A 17,806-nucleotide genomic window follows, 5' to 3' on the forward strand; every position below is an offset into this window, starting at 1 on the left:
GCTCACACTCCGCTTGCGATCAGCCGCGTGGTGCGCGGGATCGCGACAATCTTGTCGTCATGGACCAGCACGACGTCGATGCCGCGCGGGAACAGCGCTTCATTGATCGACAGCCGCTGGAACAGGTCGCGCGGCTTGATCATCGCCTGCAACAGCGCGCTGCCGTCGATGCCGGGCCCCTTCAGCTCGAAGGCCGGACCCTGCGTCAGGCTGTCGACCTGCAGGATCAGCGTGGTCGAGCGGTCAGGATATTCGTTGCTGCCGAACGCGAAGCGCTCCAGCGCCGGCAGGTTCGCGGCATCGCCGATCAGCGCGAAGCTCGCGATCGCGGAATCGGCGATCACCGGCGCGCTGGCGTGAAACTTCAGCCAGCGGGCGACATCCGGCGTCGCCGACATCGCGGCATCGAGCCAGATCGGCGTGTCGTGATCGAATAGCGTCAGCGCGATCGCGGCCGCGCCGCGCATCATGCCGGCGGGCGTTCCGACATCAGCGGCGACGCGCTGCACGCTGCCCGGGCGCGCCATCGCATCCATCACGGAGCGAAACGTGGACTGCGCCGACAGCACCTTGTCGGCAAACCCTGCGGGCATTTCGGCAATCGTCGTCATTGCATCACCCCTCACCGCGCACCATCGTGTAGAAATCAACCCGCGTCGCCGCGGTCTCCGCGGCCTTGCGACTGCGCTCGGCATTCATGGCGGCACGCAGCGGCGCGATCACCTTGGCCTCCACCTCGCCGGACAGCTCCGCGGACTGCACCATGGCGTCGCACAGCGCGATCATCTGCGCCTTGTGCGCATCGCGGCCGAGCGTGTAGCCGAAGCCGACTTCGCCGGTCGCAAGCCGCACCGCCGCGCGCGACACCGTCGCCTCGCCGACATTGAACGGCGCACCGTCGCCACCGATCCGCCCGCGCATCATCACGAGGCCGTTCTCCGGCTCGCGCAGGTTCTCATGCGTGGGCACCGCGATCGCCGCCAGCCTGCCTGCGATGTCGGCCGCGGCGGAGTGCGCCAGCACCGTCATTGCGGCCTTGCGCTGGGCCTGTTTGCTGTCGGGTCCGGTCGAACTCATGGTCGAATTCATGGGCAACCTTGCTTGTATCAAGTTGTCTATGATAATAGACAACTTGATAGCCGAGCGCCATGACTGTTTCGTGACAAACCGAAGATTTCTGGTATCACCGCGCGATGAGCATGCAGGAAAGTTCCGGCGTCGCCTTGTGGCGGCAGGTCGCTGACGGCATCGAGCGCGGCATCGCCGACGGCCGCTTTGCCGCGGGCGAAAAGCTGCCCGGCGAGATGGAGATCGCCGAGACTTACCGAGTCAACCGTCACACCGTGCGGCGGGCGCTCGCCGCACTCGCCGAGCGCGGCCTGGTGCGCGCCGAGCGCGGCAGCGGCACCTATGTCGAAGCCCAGCGCCTTGCCTACCCGCTACGCTCACGTACGCGATTCTCAGAGATCGTTGGCGCCGGCGGCCACGAGCCGCGCGGCCAGCTGATCGATGCAGGCAGCGACGTCGCCAATCGCGAGATCGCGCGCGAGCTCGGCCTGAAGATCGGCGCGCCGCTGATCCGGATCGAGGCGGTGCGGCTCGCCGATCGGACGCCGATCTGTGTTTCGACCACCTGGCTGTCGGCCGAGCGCTTTCCCGATGCCGGCAGCGTGTTCGCCGACGTTCGCTCGATGACGAAGCTGCTCGGGCATTACGGCGTCAAGGATTACCACCGCGCCTCGACCCGGATCACAGCGGCGATCGCCGATGCGACCGACGCCGCACGGCTCGATCTGCCGCTGGGCCGGCCGGTCCTGGTGGTCGACGCGACCGACGTCGACATGCTGGACCGCCCGCTGGTGACCAAGCGCTCGCGCTTCGCCGCCGAGCGGGTGGAGTTTCTCGTCGAGAATAGCTGACCTCTCTGCTCCCTCGCCCCGCTCTTGCGGGGGGAGGTTACACCACCGCCCTTTGGCCGATGATGGCAAAGCGCAACTTGCTCGAGATGAAATCGATCGCGGCGACCGCGATCAGGATCATCAGGATCAGGAACGACACCTTCTGCCATTCCAGCACGCGGATCTGCTCGGCGAGCTGCAGGCCGATGCCGCCGGCGCCAACGATGCCGATGATGGTGGCCGACCGCGTGTTCGATTCGATGAAGTAGAGCACCTGGCCAGCGATCACGGGCAACACCTGCGGCAGCAGGCCGAAGCGGATCTCATGCAGCGCGTTGCCGCCGGAGGCGCGGATGCCCTCGACCTGCTTGCGGTCCGCCGCTTCGATCGCCTCCGAGAACAGCTTTCCGAACGCGCCGAAGTCGGAGACCATGATCGCCAGCACGCCGGCGAACGGGCCGAGGCCGACGACGTTGATCCAGACCAGCGCCCAGATCAGCGTATCGACGCCGCGGATCGAGTCCAGGAAGCGGCGCACCGGAAAGCGGATCAGGTTTGAGGGGATGATGTTGCGCGCCGCCAAGAGACTGACCGGCAGCGCAAAGAGTGCCGCAAGCGTCGTGCCGAGCAGCGCGATCGACAGCGTCTCGCCGAGCGCCTGCATATAGAGCGGGAACGACGCGCCGGGATTCGGCGGGATCATCATCATGGTGATCCAGCCGAGCTGGCTCATCCCTGAGATCAGCTTCGCTGGCGAGAAGTCGAGATCGACCAGGCCGTATGCGAAGATCGCGAGCGCTGCCACGATCGTGGCCGGCATCGCCAGCCGCGCCGACGCGGGGCGTTCGAACACGCCAGGGTATTTCGCACGCAAGTCCGCGGTGTCCGGCTTCGGCAGCTGGCTCATCGCCGGGTCTCCTTGCCGAACAGCCGGCCGCGCAGCCAGCCGGTCGAGATGTCGATGATGAAGACGGTGACGATGATGGTGACGAGGATCGCGCTGACGTCGGAATAGTAGAACTTGCGGATCGCGACCACGAGTTCCTGCCCGATGCCGCCAGCACCGACGAAGCCCATCACCGACGCCTCGCGGACATTGATCTCGAAGCGGAGCAGCGCGTAGCTGGCGTAGCCCGCCGAGACCTGCGGCAGGATGGCAAAGCGCATGCAGGACAGCCAGCTCGCGCCGGTGGAGCGGATGCCCTCGACCGGCTTCATGTCGGCATTCTCGACGATCTCGGCGAACAGCTTGCCGAGCGCCCCGGTGGTGTGGATCGCGATCGCCAGCACGCCGGCCATCGGCCCGAGGCCGAACGCGATCACGAAGATCAGCGCGAACACGATGCCGGGCACGGTGCGGGCGAATTCGAGCAGGCGACGGATGATGAAGCGCACCCATGGTCCCGGCGAGGTGTTCTGGGCGGCAAAGAAATTCAGCGCAAAGGCGAGCACAGCACCGGTCAGGGTGCCGACATAGCTGATCAGCAGGGTCTCACCGAGCAGCCGCAGCCATTTCTTCAGGCCCCAGAACCATTCCACCGGATCGGTCCAGACCCGCGCGCCGGAATCCAGCGTCAGGATGCGGTCGAAATAGCTGACGAAGTTGCCGAAATAGGTGAACAACGTGTGCAGGTTCACATCGGCGCCGAGCGCTGCGATAAACAGCGCCGCGCAGAACACCGCAGCTGCCACCGTCGCCTTCAGCCGCTTGCGCGCGACCGCCTTGCGATAGGCATCGTTCAGCGTCGCCAATTGCTGTGCTGGAAGGATGGAAATGGCGGTCGCCATCGATGCGGGCCGGTCTGCTCGAGGGATGAACGAAAAGGGCCGGGTTGTCGAACCCGGCCCCGTTCAGCGGCGATGTGCGATCAGGAGCCCTTCTTGCGCAGGGCGTCGACGAACTTGATCAGTTCGATGGTCTTGTCGTAGTCGGCGTTGGTGACCGGCTGCCACGGCAGGTTCTTGCCGTCGGACAGCTTCTTGAAGGCTTCCGGGTCCTTCTTCGGCATGTCGAGGAAGGCCTGCTTGATCTTCGCCTTCATGTCGTCGGGAAGGCTCTCGAGATAGGCGTAGGGCGAGTTGATGATCAGGTCGGACTTCACGATGATGCGGAAGTCTTCCTTCTTCAGCGGCGTGCCGTCGCTCGACTTCACCATGTTCTTGGCGAGCATGCGGGTCAGGTTGGAATCGTCGTCGGCATTCCACCAGTTGGCGGCGACGTCGACGGTGCCCTGCGCCAGCGCCAGCACGGCGTTCTCGTGGCTGCCGGTGAAGACCACCTTGGAGAAATAGGTCTCCGGATCGATCCCCATCTGGTTCAGCTTGAAGCGCGGCATGTTGTTGCCGGAGGTCGAGTTGGGATCGACCAGGCCGATATTCTTGCCCTTGAGGTCTTCGACCTTCTGGTACGGGCTCTTGGCGAGCACGTAGAACACCGAATAATAGCCCTTCGAACCGTCGGCATTGACGTCGATCACGAACGCGTCGGTCTTGACGCCGGTGAGGCGGGCGCGGGCGAACGACGCCGGGCCGTAGTAACCGATCTGGATGTTGCCGGCGCGCTGGCCCTCGATGACGGCTGCGTAGTCGTTGGCGACGCGCAGATTCACCTTGATGCCGAGTTCCTTCGACAGATATTCGGTAAGCGGGCCGTAGCGTTCGGTGACGCCGGAGCCGTTTTCGGCTGGGATCACCGCGAAGGTGATCTCCGGATACTTGGTCTTCCAGTCCTCGGCCGAAGCCGAGCCAGCGAATGCCAGCGCGGCGGCGCCGGCCAGAACGATGCGACGAGTGATCATGTTACCCCTCTTTGGTAGTTACGCCTATTGGCCGGGCGAAATGCCCGGTTGCCCTGTTTTTCGAAAATGCGCCGCTCAGGCCGCGGCTGCGGTGCCGAGCGCCGGAGCAGTTGCGCCATCGGGCACGGGCAGCGGGGCCGCGCCCATGACGTCATTGGCCTCGAGGTCGTAGAGCTCGCGGGCAATATGGTCGGTCAGCGCCGCGGGGGCGCCGTCGAACACCACGCGCCCCGCCGCCATGCCGATCAGGCGGTCGCAATAGCTTCGCGCCAGGTCGAGCGAGTGCAGATTGCAGAGCACCGTGATGCCGAAATGCTTGTTGATGCGCAGCAGCGCATCCATCACGATCTTGGTGTTGCGCGGATCGAGCGAAGCGATCGGTTCGTCGGCAAGGATGATGTCGGGTTCCTGCACCAGCGCGCGGGCAATCGCGACACGCTGCTGCTGGCCGCCGGAGAGCTGATCGGCGCGCTGCGCCGCGAGCTGGGCGATGTCGAACTGCTCGAGCGCGGACAGCGCAAGCGCCCTGTCCTGCTCCGGCCAGACTTGCGCCAGCGAACGCCACGACGGGATCTGCGCAAGCCGGCCCATCAGCACGTTGGTCAGCACGTCGAGACGGCCGACCAGATTGAACTGCTGGAAGATCATCGCCGAACGCGCCCGCCACTGCCGCAGCGCCTTGCCGCGCAGCGCGGTGACATCGGTGCCTTCAAACAGGATACGGCCGGAGGTCGGATCGGCGAGACGGTTGATCATCCGCAGCAAGGTCGACTTGCCGGCACCGGAGCGGCCGATCACGCCGACAAAGCTGCCCGGCGCGATCGAAAAGGATGCGTTGTCGACTGCGGCTTTTGTGCCGAACCGGCACGTCAAACCATCCACCACCAGCATGTAATGCTCCAACCGCGCCGCGTTGAGCCATCGCTATCCCCGGTGTTTAACAGTTATGTGACGTGACGTTGCAGTGCGGCGATCGTCCACACCCCTCCCTTGCCGTTCCCTTGCCGTCATCGCAACGTCATGATGTTGTCATCAAGCGTCCTGATGACGAGCGCGCATCTCCCCGGAAGCCAAAGATTTACACGATTTGCGGAGGCCCTGATGGCCGGAAAAACACTCTCGGTTGTGCCGACGATCGACCCGACTGCGTCGGTACGCGAGAGCAAGCTCGGCCAATATACCGAGGTCGGCGCGCGCACCATCCTGCTTGAAGTCAGCATGGATGACTATTCCTACGTCGTGAACGATAGCCAGATCACCTACACCTCGATCGGCAAGTTCTGCTCGATCGCAGCGATGACCCGCATCAATCCCGGCAACCACCCGATGCATCGTGCGACCCAGGCGCATTTCACCTACCGCGCCAGCGCCTATTTTCCCGGCGAGAGCGACGACACCGACTTCTTCAACTGGCGACGTGCGCATCACGTGCATATCGGCCATGACGTCTGGATCGGTCACGGTGCGATCCTGCTGCCGGGCCGGAACGTCGGAACCGGCGCTGTCGTCGCCGCCGGCGCGATCGTGACCAAGGATGTGCCCGCCTACACCATCGTTGCCGGAAATCCCGCGCGTCCGGTGAAGCGACGCTTCTCCGAGACGGCAGCGGATCGCCTTGCCGCGCTCGCGTGGTGGGACTGGGATCACGAAACACTTCGTCGTGTGCTGCCCGACTTTCGCGCGCTCGCGGTCGAGGAATTTCTCGACAAGTACGAGGCCGAGGCCGTATCCCAATCACGGAATCAATAACGGAGCACCGTATCGTGACGGACATTTTCATCGAGGGCGGACGCGCGCTGGTTGACGGTGCCTTGGTCGAGACCTCGCTGCGGACCTCAGGCCGCGACATCGGATCACTCGGCGCCGAACAGAGCCGCGCCGCGCTCCACATCAATGCCGGTGGCCTACTGGTGCTGCCCGGTATCATCGACCTGCACGGCGATGCGTTCGAGCGGCAGATGATGCCGCGCCCCGGCGTCGATTTCCCGACCGACGTGGCGCTTGTTGACAGCGACCGGCAGGCAATCGCCAACGGCATCACCACCGTGTTCCATGGCACGACCTGGTCGTGGGAGCCCGGCCTGCGCAGCGCGGAGAATGCGCGCAAGCTGCTCGATGCGATCGAGGCGCTGCGGCCGCAGCTCGCCGCCGATACGCGCTTCCACCTGCGTCACGAGACCCACAATCTCGAAGCCGAAGCCGAGATCATTCAATGGCTCACCGAGGGCCGCATCGACCTGTTCGCCTTCAACGACCACAGCAACGTCAAGCCGAAGAAGCGCAACCAGCTGGCCGAACGCACCGGGCTCTCCATCGAAGCCGTCAACGACATGCTCGATCGGATCGTGGCGCGCCGTCCCGAGGTGCCGGCGTCGATCGCGCGGCTGGCTGCCGCTGCACGTGCGGCAAACATCCGCATGCTCTCGCATGACGACAACACCCCGGCGATGCGCCAGGAGTTTCGCGCGCTCGGTGCCACGATCGCCGAATTCCCCGTCAATGAGGAGACCGCGCGCGACGCCGCCGCTGCCGGCGACTTCATCGTGTTCGGCGCGCCCAATGTGGTGCGCGGCGGCAGCCACACCGGCTGGACCAAGGCATCCGACATGATCGCACAGGGCCTCTGCTCGGTGCTGGCGTCGGACTACTATTATCCGGCACAACTGCTCGCCGCGTTCCGCCTCGCCGCCGATGGCATCCTGCCGCTCGCCAAGGCCTGGGACCTGATCTCGTCGGCGCCGGCACGCGCGGCGGGGCTTGCCGACCGCGGCGTGCTCGCCGCCGGCAGCCGCGCCGACATCATCGTCGTCGACGACAAGGCGCCGCTGCGGCCGCGCATCGTCGCCGTGATCGCGGCCGGACGGTTGGTGCATCTGGCAGACGCGAGCTGCCTTGTTCATTCGCTCGCCCCGCGCAAAACGGTTGCGGCAGCATAGTCAGGACCTATTCTGCCGCCATGGCCAACACTCCGCGCTACGCGATCTATTATGCGCCGTCACCCGACAGCGCCCTGCACCGCTTCGGTTCGGCGCTGCTCGGCTACGATGCCGTGTCAGGCGACGACCTGCCGTTTCCCGATGGCGTCGCGCCCGACTGGCGCGAGGTGACGGAGGATCCGCGCAAATACGGCTTCCACGCCACCCTGAAGGCGCCGACCGCGCTCGCCGACGGCAGGAACGAGTCCGAGCTGCTCGATGCGTGCGCTGCCTTCGCCGGCCGCGCGCGGCGTATTCCGGTGATCGAACCGGTTGTCGATGCCATCAGCGGCTTCATCGCCGTGATCCCGGCGAGCCGCTCGGATGATCTGCAACAGCTCGCCGCCGATTGCGTCACCGCGTTCGATACGTTCCGTGCGCCGCTCACGCCGCAAGATCGCGCGCGGCGCAGGCCCGAACGGCTCACGGAGCGGCAACGCGACTATCTCGATCGCTGGGGCTATCCTTACGTCATGGAGGAATTCCGCTTCCACATGACGCTGACCGGGCGATTGAGCGACGAGCGGCGCGGCCCGATCATGGCGCGGCTGCGCGAGCGGTTCGCGGCGATCGAGCTTGCGCGGCTCACGATCGACCGCATCGCACTATTCAAGCAAGCCGACCCGGCATCGCGCTTCCGCATCATCGACAGTTGGCCGTTGCAGGCTGATCGGGATTAGGCCCCCCACACCGGTGTCGTCCCGGCGAAAGCCGGGACCCATAACCACCGTCAGTAGTTGTTCAAGCGAGCTGCGGTCCCAGCAACGTCCCAAAACCAACATTCGTGGTTATGGGTCCCGGCTTTCGCCGGGACGACGTGGGATAGATATCGCTATTCGTCCACCCTTGTCCGCGCGATGATCTCGGCGGCGCCCTTCACGAGCAGCTCCATGCCGACGGCGCGGCCGAGCTCGCGCGGCCGGTCCGCCGGCCCGCGCCGCGTCACCTCGATGAAGCCGGCACCGGCCTCGTCGAGCACGGAGGCGCGCAGCGTCAGCTCGTTTCCAACGAGCGTGGCGTGGCCGGCGATCGGCGAATTGCAATGGCCGTTGAGCACCCACAGCACCTCGCGCTCGGCCTCGGCCGCAAGCCGCGACGGCGCATCGTCGATACCAGCGAGCCGCGCCCGCGTCGCCCAGTCGGCCTCGACGCATTCGACCGCGACGATGCCCTGACCGACCGCCGGAAGCATCTCGTCGACGGAGAAATCATGCGCGATACGCGCGGTCATGCCGATGCGCTCGAGGCCGGAACGCGCCATCACCAGCGCATCCGCCGGCCCCACCTCGCCGCCATCGGGCAGCCGCTGCTTGGCACCGCGATCGAGTTTTGCAATTCGCGTGTCGGCGGCGCCGCGATAATGGATCACGGTCGCCTCTGGAAACAGCCGGCGCAGGTAGGCGGCGCGGCGCACGGCATTGGTGCCGATCATGAAGCCCTTGCCGCGCGAGGCGCGAAACGCATCCAGCGTCAGGCCCGGCCGCAGCACGAGGCTGTCATTGGCCGCATCGCGCGCCAGCATCGCGGCGAGGACGAGACCCGGCGTCTCCTCATTGCCCGGCACGTCCTTCAGCGAATGCATTGCAGCCTGCAACGTGCCGGCACGCATGGCTTCGCGGATCTCGGCGACGAAGGCGCCGCCCTTGCCGCCGTGACGCAATAGCTTGCTGGTCTGGTCCTGGTCGCCGCGGGTCTCGAACTTGACGATCTCGACGGCAAGGTCGCCCGCCGAGGCGCGCAGCAGCCGCGCGACCTCGTCCGTCTGCGCGAGCGCCATCGCGCTCTTGCGCGTTCCTATCCGCAAAACCTGTCCCGACACGAAAGCTCCGCTGCGCGTGATCATCAACGGCTGGGGATTAGAACAAAAGGCCAGTCAAAACAATGGTTTTTGCCCCGGCCCGGCCACGCTCAGGGAATCTCCTCAACGAGCGCCACGCCGGCCTCGCGCATCGCCACCGTGGCGGCAGCAAGCGAGCCGCCGAGATCGATGGCGCGGCAGCCAGACAGCACGACCGTGGTCTCGAAGCCGAGCCGCCGTGCATCGAGCGCCGAATACTGCACGCAAAAATCCGTCGCGAGCCCGGCCATCACGACGCGCCTGAGGCCGCGCTCGCGCAGATAACCGGCGAGCCCAGTCGGGGTTGTCCGGTCGTTCTCGAAGAACGCCGAATAGGAATCGATTGCGCCGCGAAACCCCTTGCGGATCACGAGTTCGGCCCGGTCGGTTACGAGGTCGGGATGAAACGCGGCGCCGGCGGTGCCCTGGATACAATGATCCGGCCACAGCGTCTGCGGCCCATAGGGCATGGTGATCGAGGAGAATGGCGCCGCGCCCGAATGCGAGGTCGCAAACGAGCTGTGGCCCGCCGGATGCCAGTCCTGGGTCAGCACGACATGGTCGAAGCGCCCGGCGAGCCGGTTGACGACAGGCACGACGGCATCGCCATCGGCCACCGCCAGCGCGCCGCCAGGGCAGAAATCGTTCTGCACGTCGATGATCAGCAAGAGATCGTCGGGCCCGATCTTCATCACGTCCCGATCCGCAAGGACGCGCGCAGCTTGCGCAGGCAGGCGATCACCGACAGCGCGGTGATGCGGCCGGTCTTCGGATTCTCCGAGGGGATGTTCTCGATCATCATCGAGAACCGCGCGGAATCGGAATCGACCTCGATGCGGTGGGTGTTGCGCGTCACCGTCGGATCGGCCCAGATCTCGACCCTTGTGCGATCGGGGCCGATGCCGGCGAGCGACAGCGCCACCGCGACGTTGAGATTGGCCGGAAAGCCCTTTGCCGCGTCGCGCGCGCTGCCCTCGAAGATGCGCAGCGGCTCGGTGATGCCTTCGATCCGGATGTTGTTCGCGACCAGATGCGGCGCGCCGACGAGGCCCGCGACCGGCTTCCGCGTCACCAGCCTTGCCGAATGGATGGTCCCGACCGCGGCCGCGGTCACGGCATCGAGCCCGATCAGCGCGCCGGTCGGCACGATGATCTGGCCGCCATGCGCCTTCGCGAGGTCGACCAGGTCCTCGTTCTGCAACAGTGCGCCGACGCTGAGCACGACCGCGGTCTTGCCGCGCGCGACCACCGGCGCCACGATCGAGCGCACCAGTCTGCTCGGCGCGCACTCGACCACGATGTCGGCGACCTCGGCCAGCTGCTCGATCGGCACCAGCTTCGGCGCAGACTTGAGCCCTTCGATCCAGCTGCGGTGCTTGTCCGGACTGTTCGCCGACACCGCAACCAGGGTCAGGCCCTCGATGCCCTGATCGAGCGCCTTGACGACGTCGGTGCCGATCGCGCCGAGGCCGGCGACCGCAACCCGTGTCTTCGTCTTTCCGTCAGCCATCATTTCCCGCCGGCGAGCATCTTGACCAGGCGATAGAGGTACTCCTCGCCCTCGTAGAACGACTTGACGAGCACGCGCTCGTCCTTGCCGTGAGCCCGGTTGTCATCGACATCGGATCCCAGCCCGGAATGGCCGTAGGTCGGAATTCCGGCATTGCGCAAATAGCTGCCGTCGGTGGCGCCGGTGCTCATCACGGGGACGATTTCGGCATTCGGCCAGAACTCCTTCGACAGCTTCTCGACCGATCCCATGATCTCTTCGTTCAAGGGCGACGGCGGGCTCAGCACGGCCTTGCCGGTCGGGGTCACCTCGATCTGCTTGTCGGCGAGCACGCGCTCGATCGTCGCCTGAACGCCTTCGACCGGCTCGCCGGGCAGGATCCGGCAATTCACCTTGGCGGTTGCAAGCTGCGGCAGCGCGTTGATGGCGTGGCCGCCCTCCAGCATGGTCGCGACACAGGTGGTGCGGAGCTGCGCATTATAGCCGGGATTCTCCGACAATCGCGCCAGCGCTGCCGGATCGGGCTGCGGCGCCAGGATCGCCTTGATATCGTCGGCGTGCGACTTGTCGACCTCGGCGGTCTTGGTGAAATAGATCCGCGTCGTCTCGTTGAGATTCATCGGGAAGTCGTATTTGGAGAGCCGCACCAGGCCCTCGGCGAGCCGATAGATCGCATTGTCCTTGCGCGGCAGCGATGAATGCCCGCCGCGATCCTTCACGGTGAGCTGATAGCCGATCGAGACCTTCTCGCTGGTCTGCACGCTGTTGCGGATCGCCTTGCCGTTCTTCAGGCCGACGCCGCCGCCTTCGTTGAGCGCGAACTCGGCGTCGATCAGGTCGCGGTGGTTCTTGATCAGCCATTGCATGCCGAGACCGTTGGCATCGAGGATCTCCTCGTCGGTCTCGAGCGCGACGATGATGTCGCGGTCGGGCTTGTAGCCCTCCTTCTTGTAGCGGATCAGATTGGTGATGAAGGCCGACGCCATGTATTTGTCGTCGCCCGAGCCGCGGCCGTAGAAATAGCCGTCCTGCTCGGTGAGCTTGAACGGATCGACCGACCAGTCCTCGCGGTTGGCGGGCACGACATCGATATGGGCGACCAAGAGGATCGGCTTGCGCGCGCCGGAGCCGTGCAGCCGCGCCACCAGATTGCCCTTGTGCGGCGCGGGCGAAAACACATGGACATCGCTCTCGGGGAAGCCCGCCGCGCGGAGCCGCGCGCCCATCGCCTCCGCCGCCTTCTGCGTATCGCCGGTCGCGGTGGTCGTGTTGATCTCGACCAGCTCCTGGTAGATGCCGCGGGCAAATTGCTGCTGTTCGGTCAGTCCCTGCGCGCTGGCGCCGGACGCCAGCAGGACCGGCGCGAACGCCGCCGCGATCTGCAGCGATCGAACCATGTTTCGGGCCTTGTGCGCCATCGTGCTCTCCCAGAATTCCACCACCTGATTGGAGATGAATTCAGACAGGCGACACGCACTTTGGCAAGACGGCGAGCCCCTCAATTTCCGCGCGCATGCTCCGCGCTTTCGCGCACGCTATTTGGAGTCCTTATTTGGCGTCCTTATTTAGCCTCCTTGACCGCAATCACCTCGATCTCGACCAGGAAGCCGGGATTGGCGAGTGCGGCGACGCCGACCACCGAGCGCGCCGGCAGGTTCGGCTGGCTGCCGCCGAAGAACTGGGTGTAGCCCTCCATGAAGGCCTTGAAGTCCATCGGCGCGGCCGTGTTGTGCACCAGGAACACCTGCATCTTGACGACGTCGCCCATGCCGAGCCCCTGGCCTTCCAGAATGGCCTTGATGCGGTTGAAGACACCGACGGTCTGGGTCTTGGTGTCGCCATAGGCCTGCGGGCTCGACGGATCGGCGTCCTTGTTGATGACCGGCGGCACCTGTCCGCTGACGTAGACTGTCGTGGTGTTGCCGGTGACGGTCACGGCCTGCGCGATCGGGAATGTCGAGTTGGGAATCGGATGCCTGACCACGTCAGCCGAGGCAGCGGTCGCCATCGCCGACAGCGCGGCGCCCAGTACGATACCGATGAATTTCATCGAACTCTCTCCAAATTGGTTAGCGGCGGGCGTCCTGGACGTCCTTGGGTGTCACCGCGTCCTGATAGGTGTTGCCGAAGTGCGTCCGCAGATAGTTCACAACGGCGGCGACCTGACCATCGGTCATCATGTCGCCGAACGCCGGCATGCCGCGGCGGCCGTTGACGACAAGGTAGATCGGATAGCTGCCGGTCTCGAGATTCTTGTTGCCGGCGAGCGAGGGATAGGTGCCGGCGCCGCTCGCGCCCGTCGCATCCGGCATGTGGCAGCCCTGGCAGACATTGCCGAACAGCTCCTCGCCGGTCATTTCCACGAAACGGTAGCCCGAAGAGAAGGTGCGCTTGGTCACCCCGCTGTCCTGCCCGAGGGCCGCGGTCGCCGACAGCAGTACGAGCGCCGCGATCACCGATGTTCCTGTCCGCACCATCATGTCTTCACCACGCGTTCGTGCAATCGGGTAATCGCATCGAGCGCCGACAGGATCGCGCCCTCCTGCCAGGCCGGCAGCTGCGAAGCGTGCTCGCCCGCCAGCGCGATGCGGCCGTCGATCTGGCAGAGATTGCGGTAATGCTGCGCCCGCCCGGCCTCGGTCCATTCGCCGGCGCAGCCGAGCGTGAACGGCACGCGATGCCACGCCACCGCGACACCGTTCTCGAACTCGCTCTTGTACTGCGGATGGATCTTGGCGCCGAACTCGACCGCGCTGGCGACCCGCTCGGCCGGCGTCATCGCCGTGAACTCGAAGGAATTGGCGCCCTCATACAAATAGGCGCCGAGCAGCACGCCGCGGCCGCCGCGGTTGAAGCCATAGTTCGGATAGCCGATATTCCGGATCGGCAGGTCGGTGTAGCTGATGCCGCCATAGATCGCCTCATCCTCTTCCCAGAACCGCCGCTTGAACTGCAGCCCGACCTTCACCGAGGCGGCGTAGGGCAAGGAATCGATCGCATTCTTCATCGGCCCGCTGACGTCGAGCGGCAGCTGGCTCAGGATCGGCAGCGGGATGGTGCAGATGCACCAGTCGGCGGTCGCCTGCTGCACCGCGGACGGACTGGCGGTGTCGACATAGCTCACGGTGACGCCGGAGCCGTTCTGCTGGATCTGCGTCACCTTGGCATTGTAGCGGATGAGATCGCCGACCTCGCGCGCGAACGCCTTGCCGATCATGTCCATGCCGCCGACCGGCTGGAACATGGTGGTCTGGAAGTCGTAGCGTGCATAGGACTGCAAATAGCGCCACATCCGCGACCGCAGCAGTTCCTGCAGCGAGATCGGGTCGCTGGGCAGCGGATCGCCCATCAAGCCGCCGCCGGGATCGCGCGCATAACCGCGGAACTCGGCGGAGCCGAGATTGGCATTGTACTTGTAGTCGCGATCCAGCGCGCCCCAGTCACGCAGCGACTGCAGCAGGATCTCCTGGTCTTCCTTGCTGACGAACTCGTCGAGCCTGCCCTGCTGCGTGACTTTCCCGAGCAGCTCCGACACCTGGCCCTGGAAGTCCGCCTTGATGCTGCGAAAGCGTTGCGGCTTGCCGTCGAACGCACGCGTCGCGTGCAGATAGGCATTGTGGTTGAGCTGGATGAAGGGTTCCAGCGTCACGTTGAGCCGGCGGCAGTAATCGAGCAGCGCGCGGTGATGATAGGGAATCCGCCACGGGCCGGGATTGAGATAGAGCCCCTGCTCGAACTGGCAGGTCTGCTTGAAGCCGCCGAGCTCGGTAAAGCTGTCACCGCCGCGGATCGACCAGTTGCGGCCGCCGGCGCGGTTGTTGAATTCGAGGATCTGGACCTTGTAGCCGGCCTTGCGCAGTTCCAGCGCCGCCGTCATGCCGGCAAGCCCAGCGCCGAGAATCAGCACCGAAGCGCCCTTCACGTCGCCCGCGAGCTTGAGCGGCCCCTTGTAGGCGGACTCGGATGCGAAGCCGAGGCTCGTCATCGCCTGATACATCGCCGAACTGCCGGCGATGGTCCCGATCAGCGCCAGCAAATCCCGCCGCCTGATCACAGATTGGTTCTGCACCCGCGTTCACCCAGCCGATGATTTCGATGGCGAAGGGAAACGGTTGACGCGACCTGTGTCAAGAAAGGGCACGCGCTTACGCATGTGCCCACACGCGCTTTTGATGCATCACGCGACCGAACCATCACATGACGCGTTCGAGTTGCACACGCCGGCAATCCATTTCATAGTCGAGTCCAACCACCGGCGGCCGGTCGAAATGCCAGGTCAGGCCGTTGCGAAGCACGCCACGGCGGCCGAGCTCGCTTTCGAGCACCGGGTAGGCATCATGTACGGTGTAGAGCTGCACCGCGGTGGTGTCGCGCCAGGAGGCACCGAATGCGCTCATCCGGCGCTCCATCTCGTTAGCCACGAATTTCGCCTTCGCCAGGATGCCAGCCGGGCTGGTGTCGCCGAGCGCGACAGTATGATCGCGATAGTTGGCCTTTCCCTCGACCGACTCGCCGCTGCCGGCGACGACGAAGCTCGTCGGTGCATCCTTCGCCGCCGGCACCGTGTAGCAGAAAGCGTGGAACGACGGCTCGGCGGGCCGATCGAGCTTTGGACAGACGTTGCTGCGCGCCACCGGATTGACGCCGTCGCGCATCACGCCCCAGGCGACCAGCGTCTTGATGTAGATTTCGTTGAACGCCTTGAACCCATCCTCGGTGAACGGCGCCGGCGAGCGCAGTTCGCAGGCCGCGAAAGCGGTCAGCGGACGGCCCGCGCCCCTGATGATCTCGGCAATCCGTTCAAACCCTGCGCTCAAGGGTACCGGTTCAGAGAACCTGACCCGCTCGATGGCATAACCGGGCAGCGCACCGACGCCGCAGGAATACTGACTGACGCCGAGCATGAAGCGGTAGCCGCCGTCGGGAGCCTCGATGGTGTTGGTCATGGTGCCTCTGTTGGATGCGGTCGTCGCGATGGTGTTCTGCCAGGGAGGATACGCTCGAATATTGCGATGTCATCACAGCTGTCGTCCCTGCGAAAGCAGGGACCCATACTCCGCGGCGGGGATTGTTGAAGGGACTCGTCGCACGAGCATTGCCGCAACAATCAGCATTTGTGGATATGGGTCCCTGCTTTCGCAGGGACGACACCGAATGCTTTGCGCAGCCGCCGAGCCAAACGTTCAGGTTATCGCGGAATGATTTGCCGAGGCCTGCATCATGTTCCTCCTCGAAGAGGGCGCAGGGAAAGCGGAGGGGCTTGCACGGTCGGGCAACGCATTGGCCGCGCGCACGTGAGGGACGCACCGGCGGCCGGGTTCCCTCCCCCCTTGCGGGGGAGGGTTAGGGAGAGGGTGCCACACGGCGCGCTCTCTCCGAATTCGTCACAGCGATGAGTGAACGCGATTGCGCGGTTGGTCCCCTGATCGTTCAGCTCGCCCGGGGCCACCCCTCTCCCCACCCTCTCCCGCAAGGGGAGAGGGAGCCTGAGAGGCGTGCTCACTTCACAGCATTCCGCGGCGTCTTGCGCCCTAATGTGCCTTGGCGAGGTAGGGGCAACCGCCTTCATCGAGCGGACGGAAGGCCTGGTCGCCCGGCACCGTCGCGAGATATTCGTAGAGATCCCATTTGCCCTTGGACTCTTCCGGCTTCTTGATGCGCATCAGGTACATGTCGTGCACCATGCGGCCGTCCTCGCGCACCACGCCGTTCTGGGCGAAGAAATCATTGACCGGGGTCTTGCGCATCTGCGCGATCACGGTTTCCGAATCCGCCGAGTTGGTGGCAGCGACCGCCTTGAAATAGTGCCGCAGCGCCGAGTTGACGCCGGCCTGGTAGGCCGTCGGCATCGCGCCATGCCGCTTGAAGAACTCCTGGGCGAAGACCCGGGTCTCGGGCGTGCGGTCCCAGTAGAAGGAATCGGTGAACAGCAGATCGTGCGCATGCGCGAGGCCGAGCGCAGGCACGTCGGTGAGCGTCACCTGCAGCGCGACGAGCTGCATGCTGGCGCGGATGTTGAACTCGTCGGCCTGCGACACCGCGTTGCGGAAGTCGGAGCCGGCATTGGCGAGCGCCAGGATCTTGGCGCCGGAGGACTGGGCCTGCAGCAGGAAGGACGAGAAATCGGCGGTGTCGAACGGATGCCGAACCGCGCCCAGCACCTTGCCGCCGGCCGATGTCACGGCCTTGCTCGCGTCGCGCTCCAGCGCCTGGCCGAACGCGTAGTCGGCGGTGAGAAAGAACCAGGGCGTGCCGCCGCGCGCGACCACGGCCTTCGCCGTCGCGTTCGAGGAAGCATAGGTGTCGTAGGTCCACTGCACGCTGGTCGGCGAACATTGCTTGCCGGTGAGGTCGGATGAGCCGGAGCCCGAGATCAGGAACAGCTTCTTGCGTTCGCGCGTCACGGTCTGGATCGCGAGCGCCACCGCGGAATTGACGCCTTCGGCGATCACGTCGACACCCTTGTTGTCGATCCAGTTGCGCACGATGCCGGTCGCGACGTCAGGCTTGTTCTGGTGATCCGCCGAAATAATCTCGATCTTGCGTCCACCGACCTTGCCGCCGATTTCCTCCGCGGCCATTTGCGCCGCGATCACCGATCCCGGACCATTGCCATCGGAATATTGCCCGCTCATGTCGGTGATGATGCCGACCCGCAGGACACCGTCCTCCGCGCGAGCAGCGCCGGCGGCAAAGGCGAGACACGCGGCGGCAATTGCGAGCAGCACAGGCGAGCGTTTCGTGATGGACATTTCGTTCCCAAGGTTCGGATGGTTCGGACGAACTCC

The 17,806-nt window shown here is 65.3% G+C and carries 19 protein-coding genes; 4 read left to right on the forward strand and 15 right to left on the reverse strand.

Annotation, left to right across the window (positions count from 1 at the left end; translation table 11 throughout):
- Positions 1 to 2: 2 nt before the first annotated feature.
- Both phnH and phnG read right to left on the reverse strand, forming a co-directional pair.
- Positions 3 to 611: a phosphonate C-P lyase system protein PhnH gene (gene phnH, locus ACOIX3_RS33295; protein ID WP_420966236.1), complete on the reverse strand. Its 609-nt coding sequence runs from the start codon at positions 609 to 611 to the stop codon at positions 3 to 5.
- A gap of 4 nt (positions 612 to 615) precedes the next feature.
- A complete protein-coding gene (phnG, locus tag ACOIX3_RS33300) occupies positions 616 to 1,077 on the reverse strand; it encodes a phosphonate C-P lyase system protein PhnG (protein ID WP_420966238.1) in 462 nt (153 codons plus the stop codon).
- A gap of 116 nt (positions 1,078 to 1,193) precedes the next feature.
- On the opposite strand from phnG, the gene phnF reads away from it, so the two are divergent.
- On the forward strand, positions 1,194 to 1,919 hold the full coding sequence (gene phnF, locus ACOIX3_RS33305) for a phosphonate metabolism transcriptional regulator PhnF (protein ID WP_092124688.1): 726 nt from the start codon (positions 1,194 to 1,196) through the stop codon (positions 1,917 to 1,919).
- A 37-nt stretch (positions 1,920 to 1,956) separates the two neighbouring features.
- On the opposite strand, the gene phnE (ACOIX3_RS33310) is transcribed toward phnF, so the two are convergent.
- The 4 genes from phnE (ACOIX3_RS33310) to phnC form a co-directional block, all read right to left on the reverse strand.
- Positions 1,957 to 2,805 (reverse strand): phosphonate ABC transporter, permease protein PhnE, encoded by an 849-nt coding sequence (phnE, locus tag ACOIX3_RS33310; protein WP_420966241.1) that lies wholly within the window; start codon positions 2,803 to 2,805, stop codon positions 1,957 to 1,959.
- Positions 2,802 to 3,686: a phosphonate ABC transporter, permease protein PhnE gene (phnE, locus tag ACOIX3_RS33315; protein ID WP_420966243.1), complete on the reverse strand. Its 885-nt coding sequence runs from the start codon at positions 3,684 to 3,686 to the stop codon at positions 2,802 to 2,804. The genes phnE (ACOIX3_RS33310) and phnE (ACOIX3_RS33315) overlap by 4 nt, the downstream gene beginning before the upstream one ends.
- A gap of 80 nt (positions 3,687 to 3,766) precedes the next feature.
- Positions 3,767 to 4,696, reverse strand: a complete 930-nt coding sequence (gene phnD, locus ACOIX3_RS33320) for a phosphonate ABC transporter substrate-binding protein (protein ID WP_420966245.1) — start codon at positions 4,694 to 4,696, stop codon at positions 3,767 to 3,769.
- A 75-nt stretch (positions 4,697 to 4,771) separates the two neighbouring features.
- Positions 4,772 to 5,587 carry a phosphonate ABC transporter ATP-binding protein gene (gene phnC / locus ACOIX3_RS33325; protein ID WP_420966246.1) on the reverse strand — a complete coding sequence of 272 codons (816 nt, stop codon included), beginning with the start codon at positions 5,585 to 5,587 and terminating at the stop codon, positions 4,772 to 4,774.
- A gap of 210 nt (positions 5,588 to 5,797) precedes the next feature.
- Between phnC and ACOIX3_RS33330 the strand changes: the two genes are divergently transcribed.
- From ACOIX3_RS33330 to ACOIX3_RS33340, 3 genes are read left to right on the forward strand one after another with little or no spacing between them, the layout of a single operon-like run.
- Positions 5,798 to 6,445 (forward strand): chloramphenicol acetyltransferase, encoded by a 648-nt coding sequence (locus tag ACOIX3_RS33330; protein WP_420966248.1) that lies wholly within the window; start codon positions 5,798 to 5,800, stop codon positions 6,443 to 6,445.
- 14 nt (positions 6,446 to 6,459) lie between these two features.
- Complete coding sequence (locus ACOIX3_RS33335) at positions 6,460 to 7,632, forward strand: alpha-D-ribose 1-methylphosphonate 5-triphosphate diphosphatase (protein ID WP_420966249.1); 1,173 nt, start codon at positions 6,460 to 6,462, stop codon at positions 7,630 to 7,632.
- A gap of 20 nt (positions 7,633 to 7,652) precedes the next feature.
- Positions 7,653 to 8,351 (forward strand): DUF1045 domain-containing protein, encoded by a 699-nt coding sequence (locus ACOIX3_RS33340; RefSeq protein WP_420966251.1) that lies wholly within the window; start codon positions 7,653 to 7,655, stop codon positions 8,349 to 8,351.
- 152 nt (positions 8,352 to 8,503) lie between these two features.
- On the opposite strand, the gene hemC is transcribed toward ACOIX3_RS33340, so the two are convergent.
- From hemC to ACOIX3_RS33385, 9 genes are all read right to left on the reverse strand, one after another.
- Positions 8,504 to 9,514 carry a hydroxymethylbilane synthase gene (gene hemC / locus ACOIX3_RS33345; RefSeq protein ID WP_420966253.1) on the reverse strand — a complete coding sequence of 337 codons (1,011 nt, stop codon included), beginning with the start codon at positions 9,512 to 9,514 and terminating at the stop codon, positions 8,504 to 8,506.
- A gap of 65 nt (positions 9,515 to 9,579) precedes the next feature.
- The gene (gene pncA, locus ACOIX3_RS33350; protein ID WP_420966254.1) at positions 9,580 to 10,200 is read right to left on the reverse strand and encodes a bifunctional nicotinamidase/pyrazinamidase; all 621 of its coding nucleotides are present in this window, start codon (positions 10,198 to 10,200) and stop codon (positions 9,580 to 9,582) included.
- Positions 10,200 to 11,018 (reverse strand): aspartate dehydrogenase, encoded by an 819-nt coding sequence (locus ACOIX3_RS33355; RefSeq protein ID WP_420966255.1) that lies wholly within the window; start codon positions 11,016 to 11,018, stop codon positions 10,200 to 10,202. Before ACOIX3_RS33355 ends, pncA begins: the two co-directional genes overlap by 1 nt.
- Positions 11,018 to 12,436 carry a M20/M25/M40 family metallo-hydrolase gene (locus ACOIX3_RS33360; protein ID WP_420966257.1) on the reverse strand — a complete coding sequence of 473 codons (1,419 nt, stop codon included), beginning with the start codon at positions 12,434 to 12,436 and terminating at the stop codon, positions 11,018 to 11,020. The genes ACOIX3_RS33355 and ACOIX3_RS33360 overlap by 1 nt, the downstream gene beginning before the upstream one ends.
- A 143-nt stretch (positions 12,437 to 12,579) precedes the next feature.
- Positions 12,580 to 13,068 (reverse strand): Rid family hydrolase, encoded by a 489-nt coding sequence (locus ACOIX3_RS33365; RefSeq protein WP_420966259.1) that lies wholly within the window; start codon positions 13,066 to 13,068, stop codon positions 12,580 to 12,582.
- A gap of 19 nt (positions 13,069 to 13,087) precedes the next feature.
- Positions 13,088 to 13,498 carry a c-type cytochrome gene (locus ACOIX3_RS33370; RefSeq protein ID WP_420966261.1) on the reverse strand — a complete coding sequence of 137 codons (411 nt, stop codon included), beginning with the start codon at positions 13,496 to 13,498 and terminating at the stop codon, positions 13,088 to 13,090.
- Positions 13,495 to 15,087, reverse strand: a complete 1,593-nt coding sequence (locus ACOIX3_RS33375) for an NAD(P)/FAD-dependent oxidoreductase (protein WP_420966263.1) — start codon at positions 15,085 to 15,087, stop codon at positions 13,495 to 13,497. Before ACOIX3_RS33375 ends, ACOIX3_RS33370 begins: the two co-directional genes overlap by 4 nt.
- A 124-nt stretch (positions 15,088 to 15,211) precedes the next feature.
- Positions 15,212 to 15,964, reverse strand: a complete 753-nt coding sequence (locus ACOIX3_RS33380; protein WP_420966265.1) for a hypothetical protein — start codon at positions 15,962 to 15,964, stop codon at positions 15,212 to 15,214.
- Positions 15,965 to 16,549: 585 nt separating this feature from the next.
- A complete protein-coding gene (locus ACOIX3_RS33385; protein WP_420966266.1) occupies positions 16,550 to 17,770 on the reverse strand; it encodes an ABC transporter substrate-binding protein in 1,221 nt (406 codons plus the stop codon).
- Between the last annotated feature and the right edge of the window lie 36 nt (positions 17,771 to 17,806).

This window comes from Bradyrhizobium sp. B120, from assembly GCF_049075665.1.
Lineage (GTDB): Bacteria > Pseudomonadota > Alphaproteobacteria > Rhizobiales > Xanthobacteraceae > Bradyrhizobium.

Excerpts from the sequence above, each read along its gene's own strand:
- phnH (WP_420966236.1), bottom strand. The coding sequence starts at position 611 with ATGACGACGATTGCCGAAATGCCCGCAGGGTTTGCCGACAAGGTGCTG.
- phnG (WP_420966238.1), bottom strand. The coding sequence starts at position 1,077 with ATGAGTTCGACCGGACCCGACAGCAAACAGGCCCAGCGCAAGGCCGCA.
- phnF (WP_092124688.1), top strand. The coding sequence starts at position 1,194 with ATGAGCATGCAGGAAAGTTCCGGCGTCGCCTTGTGGCGGCAGGTCGCT.
- phnE (WP_420966241.1), bottom strand. The coding sequence starts at position 2,805 with ATGAGCCAGCTGCCGAAGCCGGACACCGCGGACTTGCGTGCGAAATAC.
- phnE (WP_420966243.1), bottom strand. The coding sequence starts at position 3,686 with ATGGCGACCGCCATTTCCATCCTTCCAGCACAGCAATTGGCGACGCTG.
- phnD (WP_420966245.1), bottom strand. The coding sequence starts at position 4,696 with ATGATCACTCGTCGCATCGTTCTGGCCGGCGCCGCCGCGCTGGCATTC.
- phnC (WP_420966246.1), bottom strand. The coding sequence starts at position 5,587 with ATGCTGGTGGTGGATGGTTTGACGTGCCGGTTCGGCACAAAAGCCGCA.
- ACOIX3_RS33330 (WP_420966248.1), top strand. The coding sequence starts at position 5,798 with ATGGCCGGAAAAACACTCTCGGTTGTGCCGACGATCGACCCGACTGCG.
- ACOIX3_RS33340 (WP_420966251.1), top strand. The coding sequence starts at position 7,653 with ATGGCCAACACTCCGCGCTACGCGATCTATTATGCGCCGTCACCCGAC.
- hemC (WP_420966253.1), bottom strand. The coding sequence starts at position 9,514 with ATGATCACGCGCAGCGGAGCTTTCGTGTCGGGACAGGTTTTGCGGATA.
- pncA (WP_420966254.1), bottom strand. The coding sequence starts at position 10,200 with ATGAAGATCGGGCCCGACGATCTCTTGCTGATCATCGACGTGCAGAAC.
- ACOIX3_RS33355 (WP_420966255.1), bottom strand. The coding sequence starts at position 11,018 with ATGGCTGACGGAAAGACGAAGACACGGGTTGCGGTCGCCGGCCTCGGC.
- ACOIX3_RS33360 (WP_420966257.1), bottom strand. The coding sequence starts at position 12,436 with ATGGCGCACAAGGCCCGAAACATGGTTCGATCGCTGCAGATCGCGGCG.
- ACOIX3_RS33365 (WP_420966259.1), bottom strand. The coding sequence starts at position 13,068 with ATGAAATTCATCGGTATCGTACTGGGCGCCGCGCTGTCGGCGATGGCG.
- ACOIX3_RS33370 (WP_420966261.1), bottom strand. The coding sequence starts at position 13,498 with ATGATGGTGCGGACAGGAACATCGGTGATCGCGGCGCTCGTACTGCTG.
- ACOIX3_RS33380 (WP_420966265.1), bottom strand. The coding sequence starts at position 15,964 with ATGACCAACACCATCGAGGCTCCCGACGGCGGCTACCGCTTCATGCTC.
- ACOIX3_RS33385 (WP_420966266.1), bottom strand. The coding sequence starts at position 17,770 with ATGTCCATCACGAAACGCTCGCCTGTGCTGCTCGCAATTGCCGCCGCG.